The organism is Thioalkalivibrio sp. ALE17 (assembly GCF_000425605.1).
Taxonomy (GTDB): Bacteria; Pseudomonadota; Gammaproteobacteria; order Ectothiorhodospirales; family Ectothiorhodospiraceae; genus Thioalkalivibrio.
The window spans coordinates 103,187-119,792 of record NZ_AUDT01000012.1 but is presented as its reverse complement, the minus strand read 5'-3'; the positions used below and the strand labels follow the sequence as shown (position 1 = coordinate 119,792).

Sequence of the window (16,606 nt, the reverse complement as noted above, 5' to 3'; positions counted from 1 at the left end):
CGCGGTCCGCCCCGCGCTGGGCCTGCGTGCCCTCTGCCTGTCTTGCTCCATCTAGCCTCCCAGTTGCCGTGGAGATCCGCCTGCCTCGAGCATCGACCACCCGGGGCCGCCGCGCAAGGCCCGTACCCACCGCGCCCCTGCCCGGGCTTCGGGAGCCCCGGGGAAAATGCTATTCTTCGCCGCTCCCGCAAGCGGACGCAGCGATGTTCAAGCAACTCGAAAGCGAACCCCGTGGCGAACGCCACCCGATCTCCGACGTCCTGGACCGCCTGAAGCTCAATGCCGATGGCCTGATCCCCGCGATCGCCCAGCAGCACGACACCGGCGAGGTCCTGATGCTGGCGTGGATGAACCGCGAGGCCCTGAACGAGACCCTGGCCACGGGGCGCGTGTGCTACTACTCACGCTCGCGCCAGGCACTGTGGCGCAAGGGCGAGCAGTCGGGCCAGGTCCAGCAACTGCACTCCCTGCACCTGGACTGCGACGGCGACACCCTGCTGCTGAAGGTCGACCAGACCGGGCCGGCCTGCCACACCGGACGTCGCAGCTGCTTCTACCTGCAGGTCGAGAACGACAGTGTCGTGGTCACCAGCGACCCCGAGATCGCGCCGGAGACGCTGTACGGCAAGGGAAACACCGAATAATGAGCGAGCCCCGGACCCTCACCCTGCACAACACCCTGGGCGGGCACGACGAAGCCTTCGTGCCGCAGGACCCGGAGCGGGTGACCCTCTACGTCTGCGGCCCCACCGTGTACAACCGGGTGCACATCGGCAACGGGCGCCCGGTGGTGGTGTTCGACGTGCTGTTCCGCTTGCTGCGCGAACTCTACGGTCCGGACCACGTGGTCTACGCGCGCAACATCACCGACGTCGACGACAAGATCAACAAGGCCGCCGCCGACAACGGCGAGCCGATTGCCGCCCTGACCGAACGCTTCACCCGCGCCTTCCACGAGGACATCGCCGAGCTGGGCACGCTGGAGCCCACCCTGGAGCCGCGCGCGACCGAGCACATCCAGCCGATGATCGAGCTGATCCAGCGCCTGATCGACCGCGGCCACGCCTATGTCGCCGAGGATCACGTGCTGTTCGACGTGACCTCCTACCCGGAGTACGGGGCGCTGTCCGGACGCTCGCTGGACGACATGCAGGCCGGGGCCCGGGTCGAGGTCGCCGACTACAAGCGCCACCCCGGCGACTTCGTGCTGTGGAAGCCGGCTGCCGCGGGCGAGCCCGGTTGGGACAGCCCCTGGGGCAACGGCCGACCCGGCTGGCACCTGGAATGCACCGCGATGATCCGCAGCCACCTGGGGCCCATGATCGACATCCACGGCGGCGGCCACGATCTAGTATTCCCGCACCACGAAAACGAGATCGCCCAGGGCTGCGCGGCCGAGGGCTGCCACGAACACGGCACGCACTACGCCCGCTACTGGGTGCACAACGGCCACCTGACCATCGACGGCGAGAAGATGTCCAAGTCTCTGGGCAACTTCCAGCTGCTGCATGACCTGCTGCAGCACTACCCCGGCGAGGTCCTGCGCCTGGCACTGCTGTCGCGCCACTACCGTGCGCCGCTGAACTTCTCGGAAGAGACCCTGACCCAGTCGCGCAACAGCCTGAACGGGCTGTACCGCGTGCTGCGCGACGCCGCCGGCATCGAACCCGCCCCGGTCGCCGCCGCCGACACCCCGGTGTTCGCGGCGCTGCTGGACGATCTGAACACCCCCGCCGCGATCACCGCGCTGCACCGCATGAGCGATGCCCTGGCCGCGGCCGGCGACGACGCCGAACGCGCCCGGCGCAAGGGCGAACTGCTGGCCGGGGCCGGCCTGCTGGGCCTGCTGCAGCAGGACCCGGGCGTCTGGTTTCAGGGCGATTCCGGCGACGACGAGCTCGCCGCCTGGGTGGAGGAACGCATCGCCGCGCGCCAGGCGGCCCGCAAGAACCGGGATTTCGCGACCGCCGATGCCATCCGCGACGAACTGACGGCCCGCGGCATCGAGCTCGAGGACACCCCCGACGGCACGCGCTGGCAGCGCGCCACCTGAAGCCGATGCGTATCCGCCCCTGGTTCGTGCTGATCCTGGGCCTGCTGCCCACCGGGGTGCTCGCCCACCCGCATGCCTGGATCGACCTGCGCGTGGGACTGGTCTTCAACGAGGCCGGCGAGCTGCTACGCATGGAGCAGTCCTGGCGCATCGACCCCACCTACAGCCACATGCTGCTGGAGGACCTGACCGGCCAGCTCGACGGGGACACCGACATTGACACGGCCCTGGAGCACGCCGCCCAACGGATGCGCGAGAACCTGGCCGGGCATGACTACTTCACCGAACTGAGCGCCGGCGAGCGCGACCTGGACGTCCCGCCGGCGCGCAACGCCCGTCTGACCCTGGAGGACCGCCGCCTGCACCTGCGCTTCGAGCTGCCGCTGGAGGGCCTCGACATCACGGCCGGGGACCGCTTCAGCTACCGCGTGTTCGATCCCGAGTACTGGATCGAGATCCTTCACGACCCGGAGGACATCGTCTTCGTAGAGAACCGGCCCGGCTGCGCGGTGACGATCGACGAACCGCGGCCCGACCCGCAGCTGATCCGCTACGCCGCGACCCTGGAACGCCAGGATCGCAGCCCGGTCGACAACCTCGGACGCCACTTCGCGGAGACCGCCACGCTGGAATGCGACTGAGGGGGATGCCGCTTCACAACCGGACGGCGCGCACACACCACCCGATGGCTCGTGTGTTATACAGTAACGCCATGCACCAGGTAACGCATCGAATCCGGAACCCACTGCAGCCCGCCCTCCCGGGCCTGCTGATGCTGCTCGCGCTGTGCCTGCTGTTCGGCGGTCCGGGCCTCGCACAGGCCGCGACCGGTCATCCACTGGGTGCCCCCACCGAGGCGCCCGCCGAGCGCGCGGCGCCGCCGCCCCCGGACCGCCTCGACGCCCCGGCCCCGCTGGCCGAACCGCCCGGCCCCCTGGAACGGCTGACCGGCTGGATGCTCCAGACCCAGCGGCAGCTCCACCGCAGCCTGACCGAAGGCCTGCACGCCCTGCGCGACGGCCCCACCGCACACACCGCCGGGGCGCTGATCCTGGTCAGCCTGCTGTACGGGATCTTCCATGCCGCCGGCCCTGGCCACGGCAAGGCGGTCATCAGCGCCTACCTGCTGACCCAGCCGCAGAACCTGCGCCGCGGCATCCTGCTGTCCACCGTCTCGGCGCTGGCACAGGGCGTCACCGCCATCGTACTGGTCGGCGTGCTGATCGGCCTGTTCGGCTGGCTGGCGCGGGATACCCTGGGCCAGGTGCGCACCCTGGAGATCGCCAGCTTCGCCCTGGTGGCGCTGCTCGGGCTGTGGCTGATGGCGCGCGCCCTGCGTCACGCGTGGCGGCTGCAGCGCGCGCATCGGGTCGCGCCCGTCCATGGACACGACCACGAGCATGGCCACACCCATGGACATGACGCCCACTGCGGCTGCGGGACCCCGCACCACGTGGACCCCAACCACCGCGGCACCTGGTGGGGTACCGTGCTGGCGGTCGGCATCCGCCCCTGTTCCGGCGCCGTGCTGATCATGGCGGTCTCCGCCGCTTTGGGACTGGCCTGGGCCGGCGTCGCCGCCGTACTGGCGATGTCCCTGGGGACCGCCGCCACCGTCTCGGTGCTGGCGACCCTCGCCGTTTCGGCACGCGACTGGACCCGGCGCTGGCTGGGCCCCACCCGCATGGGCCGGCTGACCTACATCGGCCCGGCCCTGGGAATGGCCGGTGGCGGCGTGATCGCCCTGATCGGTCTCAGCCTGGTGCTGGGTGCCATCGCCTACCAGCCCGTCGCCCATCCTTTAGGGGTGCGCTAGCGGCCGAATGGGCCGGGACTTGCCCCAGGCGCAGGCGTCCTCTAACGTCCGGGACAACCGAACCCCGCTTGCGAGGACGCCATGCCGTCGACCACCATCACCCCGGAACAGGCCCCGACCCTGCCCGCGCTGTTCCGCACCCGCGTGTCCATGAGCCCGGATGCGCCGGCCTATCGTCACTTCAGCGCCGCCGACGAGACCTGGAAGCAGACGACCTGGAGCGAGATGGCCGCGATGGTCGATCGCTGGCAGGCAGCGCTGGCGCGCGAGGGCTTCAAGCCCGGCGAACGCGTCGCGCTGATGCTCGGCAACTCGCGCGAGTGGGTCGCCTTCGACCAGGCCGCCACCGAACTGGGGCTGATCACCGTCCCGCTGTACACCGATGACCGCCCGGACAACGTCGCCTACATCATCGGCCAGACCCAGGCGCGCCTGCTCCTGCTGGGCGAGAGCGCGCACAGTCGCCGCCTGTCCGAACACTTCGCGAACATGCCCTCGCTCAAGCGCATCGTCTGCCTGGGCCACACCGAAGGCCAACCCGAAGACGAGCGGGTGATGGACCTCGAGACCTGGCTGGAGCGCGGCGAACCCGAGCGTGTACACCGCCCGGACCTCGACCCGCTGGCCCTGGCCACCATTGTGTTCACCTCCGGCACCACCGGCCGGCCCAAGGGCGTGATGCTGTCGCACCGCAACATCCTCGACAACGCCTGCGCCTCCGCGACTGCCGGCCCGCTGTCGGATGCCGACCGCTTCCTGTCCTTTCTGCCGCTGTCGCACATGCTAGAGCGCACCGGCGGCTACTACATGCCGATGCTGATCGGTGCCGAGGTCGCGTTCGCCCGCTCCATCCAGGGGCTGGGCGAAGACCTGATGTCGGTCCAGCCGACCGTGCTGATCTCGGTTCCGCGCATCTACGAACGCGTACATGGCCGCATCCAGGCCGGCCTGAAACAGAAATCCGCGCTGGGTCGCGGGCTGTTCAAGGCCACCGTGGCCATCGGCTGGCGCCGCTTCGAATATCAGCAAGGGCGCGCGTCCTGGTCACCTGGCTTCCTCCTGTGGCCGCTGCTGGAGCGCCTCGTCGCGCACAAGGTCCTGGACCGCCTGGGCGGCAAGCTGCGCTTCGCGGTCTGCGGCGGCGCGCCCCTGCCGCCGCCGATCGCCCGGTTCTTCATCGGTCTCGGCCTGCCGGTGCTGCACGGCTATGGCATGACCGAATCCAGCCCGGTGGTCAGCGTGAATACCCCGGACGACAACCTGCCCGCCTCCATCGGCAAGCCGCTGCCCGGCATTGAGGTCAAGATCGGCGAGATGGACGAACTGCTCACCCGTTCCAGCTGCGTGATGCTCGGCTACTGGAAGAACGAGGAGGCTACCGCCAGCACGATCGACGAGGATCGCTGGCTGCACAGCGGCGACCAAGCCCGGATCGACGACGATGGGCACATTTTTATAACCGGGCGACTGAAGGACATCCTCGTGCTCACCAACGGCGAGAAGGTCCCGCCGGCGGATATGGAAATGGCCATCGCCCTGGACGCCCTGTTCGACCAGGTCATGGTCGTGGGGGACAGCCACGCCTTCCTGACCGCCCTGGTTGTCCCCGAGCCCGAGGCCTGGGCCACCTTCGCCGAGGACCACGACCTCGACCCCGGCACCGCCGGCCGCCTGCCGCGCTCCGCCGAGCGCGCCCTGCTCCAGCGGATTCAATACCAGCTGCGCGACTTCCCCGGCTACGCCAAGATCCGCCACGTGCACGTAGTGCATGAACCCTGGTCGGTGGACAACGGCATGCTGACCCCGACCATGAAGCTCAAGCGCCCGGTCATCTCCCAGCACTACGCCGACGCCATCGAGGCCATGTACGCCGGCCACGACTAGGATCCCTTTATATATTCACCACGAAGCGCACGAAGGCACGAAGAAGGTCAAGGTCAAAAGCGTTTCTACCACGGAGGACACAGAGGGCACAGAGAAATCCCTTCCTGGGTGGGCAGGATGCCGATGATCCCAGCCAAGCGCGTCCATCCTATAGGGCGAACCGGCCGCGATACGGTTCGCTGTGATCAACGCGCCCTGAGCACCCGAACAACTGCAGTGTTCTCAGTGCTCTCTGTGGTTCAATCGCCCTGGCCCTGCTTCGTGCCTTCGTGCGCTTCGTGCTGAAAATGTCCTTTCAGCTGCGGCATGAAGCTCGAAAACGAAAAAGGCCCCGCAGCCGGGGCCGCGGGGCCTTGAGGGCGCGCCAGGCGCGCCGCCGGTTCAGATGAACAGGCAGATGTCGGACTCGCCGGCGAACTCGAAGAACGCCGCGGCCCCGGCGTATTCCACGCCGTCGATGAATTCGCTGGTGTCCATGTCGAACAGGTCCACCGTCATCTGGCAGGCAATCATGCGCACCTCGGCCTCCAGGCACAGCTCGCGCAGGTCGCCCAGATCAGAGACGCCCTTGGCCGCCATCTTCTTCTTCATCATCACGGTCATCATCTTCTGCATGCCCGGCAGGGCCTGCAGCATCACCGGCATGGGCATCGGCATGGGCATGCCCGGGTTGCCCAGCGAGGTCACCTGCAGATCCAGCTTCTTGCGCAGCAGTTGCAGGCCATAGAAGGTGAAGAACACCTCGCAGTCATAGCCCAGGGCAGCCGCGGTGGAGGCCAGGATGAACGGGGGATAACCCCAGTCCAGGCTGCCCTTGGTGGCAATGATGGCCATCTTCTTTTGATCACTCATTTCTACTCTCTCCTCCAGTGGTATCAGGAACCGGATCCGCCACAGCCCCCTGCGCGACCCGTCCCCGGTTGGTTAAAAGCCCGTGGGCCGACCGGCTCACTGCCCCGACGCCTGGCGCCCCCTGCGCCAGTCACGGATCAGTGCACATCCGGCACAAACCCCCAGCGCCGCCATGCTGGCCCATACCGAGATTGGGACCAGAATCATGGCCAGCGCAAACATGAGCCACGCCAGTATGGTCATCGTGCTCCTCCTGCACAACATCTACGGCTAATATAGCCGCCCCCCGGCCTGTGCCGGCTTTGGGGGTGTGGCGCGAGCCGGCTAGCGCTTCTCCGGTGCCTCCGACTCGGCGTAATCGCGGGGCGGCTCCGCGCCCGGCGTCGGTTGCGCGGCCGGGGCCTCCGGCTGCGGCGGGTTGTAGGTATCGGTGGCCGAGGCACGCCCGCCCTGCCGCGAGACCGGGCTGGCATCCACGAACTGATTGTTCAGGCGCTGGATATAGGCCTCGGCGCGGTCGCGCAGCTGATGCAGGCGGCTGATCATGCGGCGCCCCAGGCCCAGTGGCGCCCGTCCCATCATCGGCTGCCAGGGGCGCGTGTTCTTCTCGAACGCCGCGCGCCAGTTCCCGGCGGCGGTCTCGGTCGGCAGGGTCCGCGCGATGCGCCGTGCCAGCCAGCGGCGGTTGAAGAAGTGGATGCCGCCCAGCACGATCGCCAGCACGACGAGCCCGAAGCCCGTCATCATCGGACGCTCGCCCATGGCCTGCCAGACGCTCCCGTCGGTCCAGGGCGCGATGCCCCCTGCCGACTGGTACCCGATCAGGCCCAAAAGCACCGCGACCACGGCGAACATCCCGGCATCAAACTGCACCACCCGGCGGCGCCACTTCTCCAGCGCCTTCTTCAGGGCCGGCAGGGCGTCCATCTCGATGGATTCGGCGATGGCCTGCAGCGAGCCCAGGATGCGGTAGGAGCGCGAGGAGCTGATCTCCTGGATCTTGGCGTGGATCTCCTCGCGATCGCGGCGGGACTTCTCCTCGTAGCGCTCGCGCACCTGCGGGTCGCCGATCTCCACCGCCGCGCTCTCGTTGTACAGGCAGTAGAAGCGCCCGGTCGCGTTGCCTTGGCGTACCACGGCCCGCTGCCAGGCGGAGACGACCTCCTCCAGGTTGTCCTCGCGCCAGGTGGTGTCGATCTGGTTGAGGATGAACACCAGCTTGGTGAAGTCGTTGCGCTCGGCGACGCGGTTGACCAGGTGCTCCAGGGTGTCGCGCATCGCGCCCGGTTCCGGGTGGCGGGCGTCGAAGAACACCAGCACCAGATCGGACAGGTCGATGATGTGATCGGTCAGCTGCAGGACGGTCGCGCGCTGCTCGTCGGCATCGAAGCCGGGGGAATCGATGATGATGCGCCCGCGCAGACGCTCCGAGCGCGCGGTCTTCATCGCCAGGAAGTGGTCCACCGTGCGCCCGCCGCCGTCGGTAATCCGCTCGATCTCGTCAGACACCCGATAGAACGGGAAGCGCGGATCGCCGTCCAGAGCCAGCCCCGGGAGTTCCTGCACATGCTCGCTACCGCCGTAGCTGATCACGGTGAACTTGTCGTCCACCGCCTGCGAACCACTGCGCTGCACCGTCGTGCCCACGTACTCGTTGATGAACGTGGACTTGCCGGCGGAGAAGGTGCCCAGCGTGGCGATCATCGGCCACCAGGAGATGCCAAAGGCGTAGGAATCCTCCGCGGGATCCAGGAGGCCGGCCGCATAGCCGACCCGGTCCAGATCCCGGAACGGATCGACCACGCCTTTCAGGACCGGATTCTCTTCGGCAAGGCGGTCGCTCAGCAGCTTGAGCTGCTTGCGCACGCGAGGGCCAGGACGATTGAACATGCGGACTCCGTCAGTCAAAACGCGCGATCAGCGCGGGTAATACGGCCTTGGGGAACCCCGGACCGGACCGCCCTGATCGGTGAATGGGTTGAACATGTTCATCATACCCATGGGGCCGCCCACATTGCGATTCAGGCTCCACATATCCTGCTGCATGCCCGTGATCGAGCCCGCCATCACGCGGGTATCGCTTGTCATGGAGCCGATGTTGGCATCCATCGACTGCGTATTGCCGGCGATCACCGCGACCTCGTCGTTCATCACCCGCATGGTGTTGTTGATGTCGGTCATCTGCCGGTCCATCGACGCCATATGCCCCGCGATGGTGGACATGTCGCGGTCCATCACCTGAGTCATCTGGGTGATCTCCTGGGTAAGCTGGCCCACATCCCGGGTCAGGCTGGTGATCAGCCAGAAGCCGTAGATGGCCAGCACGATGAAGGCCACCAGTGCGGTATAGACGATCAGTTCCAGACGCCGGGAACGGGCATCCGCCTTGTCGGCCTCGTCACGGACCTCTGCAAACTCGCTGCTACTTTCTTCACTCATTGAACGCCCTTTGCTGTTTCATGGAAACGGGAGCCATCCCCGTCAGAAGGCGCCAACGGCAGCGCGATCGATAATTTCCTCCAGGGATTCCTTCACAAACACCGCCTGCTCGTGCAGATCTTCGGGCAACGGCCGCCCCCCGTGGATCATCGGGTTCAGGTCCAGGGTCATCAGCCACAGATTGCCCTCGGCATCCTCCTGCAGCACGATCCGGCAGGGCATATAGGCCGCCATCGCCGGGCTGTGTCGGACCATCTGCGCGGCGATGGCCACATCGCAGAACATGTAGATCTTCAGGAACGGGAAGTCCTCGCCGGTCACGCTGCGGACCTCCTCGCCCATCGGCAACTCGCCGACATTCCGAATATTCAGCTCGTTGGCCACCAGGCGCAGCACATCCTCCACGTCCTCGACTTCAAGCCCCTCGTCCACCTGGCGCTTGTAGACCATGGCCTCCGCGGCATCGCCCGTCTCCAGTACCGTCCGGGCCATCTGCGAATAGACCTTGGGCGCCTGGGCGTCCAGGGAGCGTGCCTGGCTCAGGTAGGGCTCGAAGGCGAAGATGGCATACCCCACGCCGATCAGCGCCAGGAGCCCGATCACGACCAGTGCATTGCGGATGAAACGCATGAAGCTCTCCTCCTTCCATCGCGTCCGCAGCCCGGCAGCCCCGGGCGCGAATCGTTATTGTTTTTTGCGGCGCCGCCGCCCGAACAGCGCCACCGCCAGGGCATCCAGCTCGGCGGCGGCCTTGCCGCGCGGCCCCAGTTCGCGCACCGACAGCCCCTCGCTGAACGAGCGCCGGAACGCCATGCGCTGTTTCAGTCGCGGCTTCAGCAGGCGCACGCCCTCGATCTGCTGCAGCGCCTCGAAGGTTTCGTCGGTCTCGCGCACGGCCTGGTGCGTGTCCGCGCGGTTGATGAACGCCAGGATCTCCGGGCGTTCGCCGGATCCACGCTGCTCCTGAATCCGCTGTACGAAACGATACGTCGACCAGACATCCGCCTGGCTGGGGGGCACCGGGATCAGCACGCGGTCCGCGCCTTGCACCGCCGCCATCAGCGAGGCCATGTCCGACGCGCCGACATCGATCAGCACCTCGTCGTACTCGCCGGCGCGGGCACGCGCCGCGTCGAGGCCCTCCACCGCGTCCAGCGCCGGTTCATAGCCCTCCTCCCGCCGCACCTCCAGCACGTCGCTGAGGGTGCGCTGGGGATCCAGGTCCACGGTCAGGGGCCGGCGGCGTCCTTCCAGCAGCCACAAGGCCAGATTGAAGGCCACGGTACTCTTGCCGGTACCGCCCTTGAGATTGGCGACGACGGTCTGCATGGCGTCTCCTTGGAACATTGCGGATTGACGGCTGCGTGCAGCCCGTCAATCCGCAACACTCCGGAAAAAGGGCCTGCCCGAAACGGGCAGGCCCGAACAGCGGGATGGACTTAGTTGCCCTGACCCTGCTGCTGTTGCTGGGGCATCTGACCCTGCGGACCCCAGCCCTGCGGACCGTAGCCCGGACCATAGCCATAGCCAGGACCGTAGCCGTAACCCGGATGGCCGTATCCATGGCCATAACCGCGGCCGTAGCCGTCGCCGTAACCGTGACCATACCCGTGGCCATGGCCGCGACCGCGAGCGGAGAAGTCGAAATCACCCCCGCCCATCATGTCGCTCATCATGTCGCCCATACCGTGGCCGCGGCCATAGCCCGGGCCACCGAAGAAGGGCATGCTGGGGCCATAGCCGTAGCCGGGGCCGTAATGGCCGGGACCGTACCCGTAACCCGGGCCGCCCCACTGGGCGGAGGCCATCATCGGGGCGGCCAGGCCACCCAGGGAAACGGCGAGAACTGCTGCCTTGACGAACTTGTTCATGGTGCTACCTCCTGAAGGAGTCATGCCCTCAATTTGAATGCGCGCACGCGGGGAGGGCTTCCCGAATACGCGCCTTACCGGTCAGGGGAACGGAAAACCGCCCATCCCCCAGGGGAAGGCCGAAAACGGCCCGCCCATTCCCGGATACCCGGGCGAACCCGGATATCCGTATGGATACCCTCCTGGCATCCCGCCAGGGGGGTGGAACGACGGAGAACCCGGCGCCCAGTAAGGACCTTGCGGCCCGTAGCCCCGGTACCCCGGAGCATGCGGCGGCGGGCCCGGCGCATCCCGCGATTCGGCCCGTCGGGACGGGTCGTAGTCGCGGTCCGGGAAGCGCCCGCGCGGGCGTTCCGGGGCCGAGCGCTGTACCTCCGGCGAACCGGAGGCCCAGGGGTTGTGGCGATCACTCGCCGCCAGGTCGGCGACCGGCAAAAGGAACCCCGCAGCCAGCACGACCCCGATCATCGGGATCGTGCTGACTCGCGTGCGTTTCGATTGACCGGACTGCCTGCCCTGCATGGCGAACCGCCTCCGTCTGGCTTCCACTACGACGGGCCTGCGTGCCCGTCGATCTGCGATGACTGATCCGCGGATCAGTAGCCGCCACCTTCTTCCATGGCTTCACGACGCTCGCGCATCATCTCCATGCGTTGCTCACGCTGGCGCTCCATCTCTTCTTCATACGCGGCACGGCCGGCCTCCATCGCCTTCTGGCGTGCCTCGCGCATGGCCTGCATCTCTTCCATGCGTTCCTGGCGCTCGGCATGCTGCGCCTGGATGCGCTCGCGCATCTCTTCCGGCATGTCTTCCGGCAGGTTGTCCGGATCGAATTCCGGCATCTGGCCGTAGCCCGGGCGCTGCTGCATGCCGTAGCCCGGCTGCATCATCCCGGGATGGCCGAAGCCGCCCTGCTGCGGGCCGGGACCGTAGCCCTGGCCGTACCCGGGGCCGTAGCCATACCCGGGGCCGTAACCCTGATGGCCACGACCATAACCCTGCCCGTACCCGTCGCCATGGCCACGGCCATAGCCCTGGCCATGGCCTCGCCCGGACATGCCGAAGCTGAAGTCACCGGAGCCTTCGCGTTGCTGCATCATCCCGCCGCCGGGATGCATGCCCATGCCATGGCCGTAGGGAGCGTGACCGTAGGGACCGGGCACCGGACCCTGCTGGCCCATCGCCGGACCCTGGCCGTAGCCCTGCTGCTCGTCGGCCTGGGCCACACCCAGGGCCAGCACGGATGCCACAGCGGCGCTGGCCAGCGTGGTACCGATCGTTCGGGTGTTGAATCGCTTCTTCATCGGGAACCTCCTTGAGGTCTTGCTTGCGTGATCATTTGAGTCGAATCCCGCGCCGGGCGCGGCCCTTGCCGGGCGTACCCGACTTGCCACCCCCCTTGGGAGTGGTGCCGCTCTCCTTGCGGCCGGTCTTGCTACTGGTCGAGGCGGATTTGGCGGTTCCGCCGGTCTTCTTGTTGGACGCCGGCGCCGTGCGCTTGTTCGCCGCGCCACCACTTGATTTGGGGCCGCTGGCGGCCTGGCCGGACGTGCTCGCACGCCCTTTGCTCTGGCTACCCGCGCCGCCGCTAGTCGTCCTGGCCTGGGTCTGCGTCTTGGCCTTCGTCTTTGTCTTCGTCGTGCCACTGGACGCCTTCTTCGCGGTCTTCGTACCCGCGGCACCGCTCCCGGCCGCGCCGGCCGCGCGGCTGGAGCCGCCCTTCGCAGACCGCGATTCCGTGGCGCCGGACGCGGACGTCGCCTTCGCCGACGCCGCGCGGGATGCCCCGCCGGCGCGGGACTTCGCTTTCTTTGGAGGCGCCGCGTCCTCGGCCTTCACATCCGCGTTGTCGGTGGCCGCCGGCGGGGTCGCCGTGCCCCGAGGCTCGGCGGCGGGCTCCGGCTCTTCCGGGCGACCCGCCGGTTGGGGTGCCTGCGCGACCGGCTCCGAATCCCCGGGACCGGCCGATTGGCGGTCCTGCGCCTTGCCCGCAGCCGGGCCGGAGCCCGTGTCCGACGGCCCGCCACTCGCCGGACCGCTACCGAAGCCCGGGGTGGAGCCGCCGCCCGACGGGCCGCCCGGCCCGCCGCCACCGTCGCGACGGCGCTCCAGCAAGGACCGGATCAGGCGCCACAGGGCGAACGCGAGATCGCGCAGGCCCTCGAGGAAGGCCAGGGCCAGGCACTTGAGGTACAGGCCGGCGTACTGCACCGCCTGGGTGACCGGCCCGCCCTCGCGCGGGCCGAAGAGGTCGTTGCCCGCGGCGGCGCCGGCGGTCGCGCCCGGAGCCGGGGTAGTCCCACCGCCATGGCCATTGCCGTTGCCGTTGCCATTACCGTTCGCGCACACCGCAGCCGCCTCGCCGTTTTCGTCCAGGCTGGTCGGACAGAAGGCACGCCGCCCGGAGATGCAGCCCAGCGGGATTACCAGCAGGGTCAGCAGGGTGGCCACCACGGTGCCGAACATCAGTGAGATCGCCATGCCCTGGAAGATCGGATCGAACAGGATCACGCTGGAACCGGCCAGCAGGGCCAGCGCGGTGATAATGATCGGGCGGGTACGCGCCTGACAGGCCAGGATCATCGCGTCGCGCACGTCATGGCCCTCGTCCACCGCCTGGCGGCCGAAGTCCACCAGCAGTATCGAGTTTCGGACGATGATGCCCGCGAGTGCGATGAAGCCGATCATCGAAGTGGCGGTGAACTCGGCGTTCATCAGCCAGTGGCCGGGGATGATCCCGATCAGGGTCAGCGGGATCGGGGCCATGATGATGCCCGGCAGCACGAAGTTGCCGAACTCCCAGACCACCAGCATGTAGATCAGGATCAGCGCGATGGCGAAGGCGATGCCCATGTCGCGGAAGGTCTCGTAGGTCACCGTCCACTCGCCGGCCCACTCGAACGCGGTGGAATCGTCATTCGGCGGCGGTCCCAGCCAGTGCGGCTGCACCTGGCTGCCATCCGGAAGCCGGTAGTCCTCCAGCTGCTCCTGGACCTCCAGCATCCCGTACACCGGCGCGGCCAGGCGGCCGACCACCTCGCCGGTCACGTACTCCACCGGACGCAGGTTCTTGTGGTAGATCGGCTCGTCCTGCGGGCGCTGGACAAACTCGCCGAGCTCGGCCAGCGGGATGGACCCGCCCTGCCGGGTAAACACGGGCAGCATTTCCAGCTGCCGGATGTCGTTGCGCGTGGCCATCGGCAGGCGCATCTCGATCAGGTGCGGCTCAACCAGCGACTGCGCCTTCACGTCGCCCAGGATCTGTCCGCCGATCGCGGTCTCCAGGGTGCGGTTGATGGTCTCGACGGTCACGCCGCGGCGCAGGGCCTTGTCACGATCCACATCAAAGTGCCAGACGTCGTGCGGCGCCTGCAGGAAGCTGTCCACGTCCGCTACGTGCTCGGCATTGGCGAACATGCCTTCCAGATCACGGGCGACCGCACGGCGGGTTGCCGCGTCGGGGCCGTAGACCTCGGCCACCACCGACTGCAGCACCGGCGGGCCCGGCGGCATCTCGACCACCTGGATACGCGCACCGGCGGCGCGAGCCAGCGGGGTCAGGCGTTCGCGGGCCTCGGTGGCGATCTCGTGCGAGGTGCGGCCGCGGTCGCCCTTGTCCACCAGCTGCACCTGGATATCCCCCTGCCAGGGTTCGTCGCGCAGGTAGTAGTGGCGCACCAGGCCGTTGAAATTGAACGGCGACGCGGTGCCAACATACGACTGCAGGCCCACCACCTCGTCCATCTCGCGCAGCACCTGTGCCATGTCGTGGCTCAGGGTGGCGGTCTCGGTCAGGGCGGTGCCCTCGGGGAAGTTCACCACCACCTGGAACTCGGGCTTGTTGTCCAGCGGCAGCATCTTCACGCGCACATCGGTGGTCATGAACAGGCTGACCATCAGGAAGAAGATCACGATCACGCCGATCAGGAAGGCATAGCCGCGCACGGGGTTGTCGGCCAGTCCCGGGATCGCCATGCGATAGAACCGACCCAGCTTCTCGGCCTGGCGGTGTTCCTTGTCGGTGGCCTTTTCGAGGTAGGCCATGCTGGGGCGCAGGCGCTGGGTCAGCCACGGGGTAAAGACAAAGGCCGCGACCAGCGAGAACAGCATGGCGACCGAACCCAGCACCGGGATCGGCTGCATGTACGGGCCCATCATCCCGGAGACGAAGCCCATCGGCAGCAGCGCCGCGATCACGGTGAAGGTCGCGAGGATGGTCGGATTGCCGACCTCGCGCACCGCATCTACCGAGGTCTCGGTATCGATGCCGCGCTTCATCAGCCAGCGCCGGTAGATGTTCTCCACCACCACAATGGCGTCGTCCACCAGGATGCCGATGGAGAAGATCAGGGCGAACAGACTGACGCGATCGATGGTATAGCCCAGGACCCAGGCGCTGAACACGGTGAACAGGATCACCACCGGAATCACGATCAGCACCACCAGCGCGGCGCGGATCCCGAGGAACAGCCCGACCAGGATGGTCACCGCGAAGGTCGCGATGAACAGCTTGAAGATCAGTTCGTTGACCTTCTCGTTGGCGGTCTTGCCGTAGTCGCGCGAGACCGCGACCTCGACGTTGTCCGGGATCACACTGCCCTTCAGGCGTTCGAGACGTTCGAGGACATTGTTGGCCACGGTCACGCCGTTGCTGCCGGGCTTCTTGGCGATCGCCAGGGTCACCGCCGCCGCGCCCTCCGGCGCCGCGTCCGGATCCACGGCGGCCGGCCCGGAGTAGTGCCGCACGAAGCGGTCCACCTCGCCCGGTCCGTAGGTCACCTCCGCCACGTCACGCAGGTACACCGGCTGACCGTCACTGACCGCCACCAGCAGCTGCTCCAGATCCGCCGCCCCGGTAAAGAACCGCCCGGTGTACACCGCGGTGCTCAGGCCATCGCTCTCGATGCGTCCGGCAGCGCCCTCGACGTTCGCCGACTGCACGGCCTGTGCGATCTGGTCCAGACTGACATCGAACCCGGCCAGGCGCTCCGGCTGCACCTCGATGCGCAGGCGCTCCTCGCGCCCGCTGACCACGAAGCTCTGACTGGTATCGGGGACCTCGTTCAGCTGCTGCTGCGCATCCAGCGCGATCTGGCGCAGCAGGGCATCATCCACCTCGTGCGACCAGAAAGTCAGGTTCACCACCGGCACATCATCCGCGCCCTTGGCCTTGACCATCGGCTCGCTCACACCCGGCGGCATCAGGTCACGATTGGCAAACAGCTTGTCGTGCACCTTGACGATCGAGGACTCCATGTCCTCGCCTACATCGAACTGCACGGTCACCATCGCCTCGCCGCGATGCGATACGGAGTAGACGTTGTCGACACCGGAGAGCTCGCTCATCAGCCGCTCCAGCGGCCTTGCCGCCAGGCTCGCCACCTGCTCCGACGGCACGCCCGGGTAGGACACCATGATGTCCACCATCGGCACGGAGATCTGCGGATCCTCCTGGCGCGGCGTCACCATCAAGCCGAGGATGCCGATCGCGATACTGGCCAGCAGCAGCAGCGGCGACAGCGGCGAATGGATAAACGCCGCCGCCATGCGCCCGGCAATGCCGGGGTCGCCGTGCTTCTGCCGGAAACCGGTCTCGGATTGTCTGTCGTCTTCGGCCATCGAGCTTGAACGGTCCTGTTGTCGGTCTGGCGTCCCGGGCACCGCCAGGGGCGGCGCCTTGCCACCGGTGCG

At 67.7% G+C, this 16,606-nt stretch carries 14 protein-coding genes; 5 read left to right on the top strand and 9 right to left on the bottom strand.

All coding sequences use genetic code 11. The features are described from left to right. The first annotated feature begins 203 nt into the window (after positions 1-203). The 5 genes from hisI (at position 204) to H609_RS0109010 (ending at position 5,753) form a co-directional block, all read left to right on the top strand. Entirely contained in the window at positions 204-644 is a 441-nt protein-coding gene (gene hisI, locus H609_RS0109030; RefSeq protein WP_018876164.1) for a phosphoribosyl-AMP cyclohydrolase, read from the top strand. Further along, positions 644-2,053 (top strand): cysteine--tRNA ligase, encoded by a 1,410-nt coding sequence (cysS, locus tag H609_RS0109025; protein WP_028484789.1) that lies wholly within the window; start codon positions 644-646, stop codon positions 2,051-2,053. The genes hisI and cysS overlap by 1 nt, the downstream gene beginning before the upstream one ends. 5 nt (positions 2,054-2,058) lie before the next feature. Beyond that, entirely contained in the window at positions 2,059-2,694 is a 636-nt protein-coding gene (locus H609_RS0109020) for a DUF1007 family protein (RefSeq protein ID WP_018876162.1), read from the top strand. A 71-nt stretch (positions 2,695-2,765) separates the two neighbouring features. After that, entirely contained in the window at positions 2,766-3,869 is a 1,104-nt protein-coding gene (locus H609_RS0109015) for a nickel/cobalt transporter (RefSeq protein WP_051075164.1), read from the top strand. Between the two features lie 81 nt (positions 3,870-3,950). Next, the gene (locus H609_RS0109010) at positions 3,951-5,753 is read left to right on the top strand and encodes a long-chain fatty acid--CoA ligase (RefSeq protein WP_028484788.1); all 1,803 of its coding nucleotides are present in this window, start codon (positions 3,951-3,953) and stop codon (positions 5,751-5,753) included. A 381-nt stretch (positions 5,754-6,134) separates the two neighbouring features. Here the strand turns inward: H609_RS0109010 and H609_RS0109005 are convergent, their stop codons facing one another. The 9 genes from H609_RS0109005 to H609_RS0108965 all read right to left on the bottom strand — a co-directional run bounded on the left by H609_RS0109005 (position 6,135) and on the right by H609_RS0108965 (position 16,534). Further along, a complete protein-coding gene (locus tag H609_RS0109005; RefSeq protein WP_017941517.1) occupies positions 6,135-6,605 on the bottom strand; it encodes a DsrE/DsrF/DrsH-like family protein in 471 nt (156 codons plus the stop codon). A 96-nt stretch (positions 6,606-6,701) separates the two neighbouring features. Further along, the gene (locus H609_RS14245) at positions 6,702-6,848 is read right to left on the bottom strand and encodes a hypothetical protein (RefSeq protein WP_018866467.1); all 147 of its coding nucleotides are present in this window, start codon (positions 6,846-6,848) and stop codon (positions 6,702-6,704) included. Positions 6,849-6,929: 81 nt separating this feature from the next. Next, positions 6,930-8,495 carry a dynamin family protein gene (locus H609_RS0108995; protein ID WP_028484787.1) on the bottom strand — a complete coding sequence of 522 codons (1,566 nt, stop codon included), beginning with the start codon at positions 8,493-8,495 and terminating at the stop codon, positions 6,930-6,932. 27 nt (positions 8,496-8,522) lie between these two features. Then, positions 8,523-9,044 (bottom strand): hypothetical protein, encoded by a 522-nt coding sequence (locus H609_RS0108990; protein WP_028484786.1) that lies wholly within the window; start codon positions 9,042-9,044, stop codon positions 8,523-8,525. Positions 9,045-9,086: 42 nt separating this feature from the next. Next, positions 9,087-9,674, bottom strand: a complete 588-nt coding sequence (locus tag H609_RS0108985) for a DUF302 domain-containing protein (protein ID WP_018866464.1) — start codon at positions 9,672-9,674, stop codon at positions 9,087-9,089. A 54-nt stretch (positions 9,675-9,728) separates the two neighbouring features. Further along, on the bottom strand, positions 9,729-10,373 hold the full coding sequence (locus H609_RS0108980; protein ID WP_028484785.1) for an AAA family ATPase: 645 nt from the start codon (positions 10,371-10,373) through the stop codon (positions 9,729-9,731). A gap of 110 nt (positions 10,374-10,483) precedes the next feature. Beyond that, complete coding sequence (locus H609_RS0108975; RefSeq protein ID WP_018866462.1) at positions 10,484-10,915, bottom strand: sulfur globule family protein; 432 nt, start codon at positions 10,913-10,915, stop codon at positions 10,484-10,486. Positions 10,916-11,511: 596 nt separating this feature from the next. After that, positions 11,512-12,219, bottom strand: coding sequence for a sulfur globule family protein (locus H609_RS0108970; protein WP_018877914.1), 708 nt, complete (start codon positions 12,217-12,219; stop codon positions 11,512-11,514). Positions 12,220-12,250: 31 nt separating this feature from the next. Beyond that, positions 12,251-16,534: an efflux RND transporter permease subunit gene (locus H609_RS0108965; protein ID WP_028484784.1), complete on the bottom strand. Its 4,284-nt coding sequence runs from the start codon at positions 16,532-16,534 to the stop codon at positions 12,251-12,253. Between the last annotated feature and the right edge of the window lie 72 nt (positions 16,535-16,606).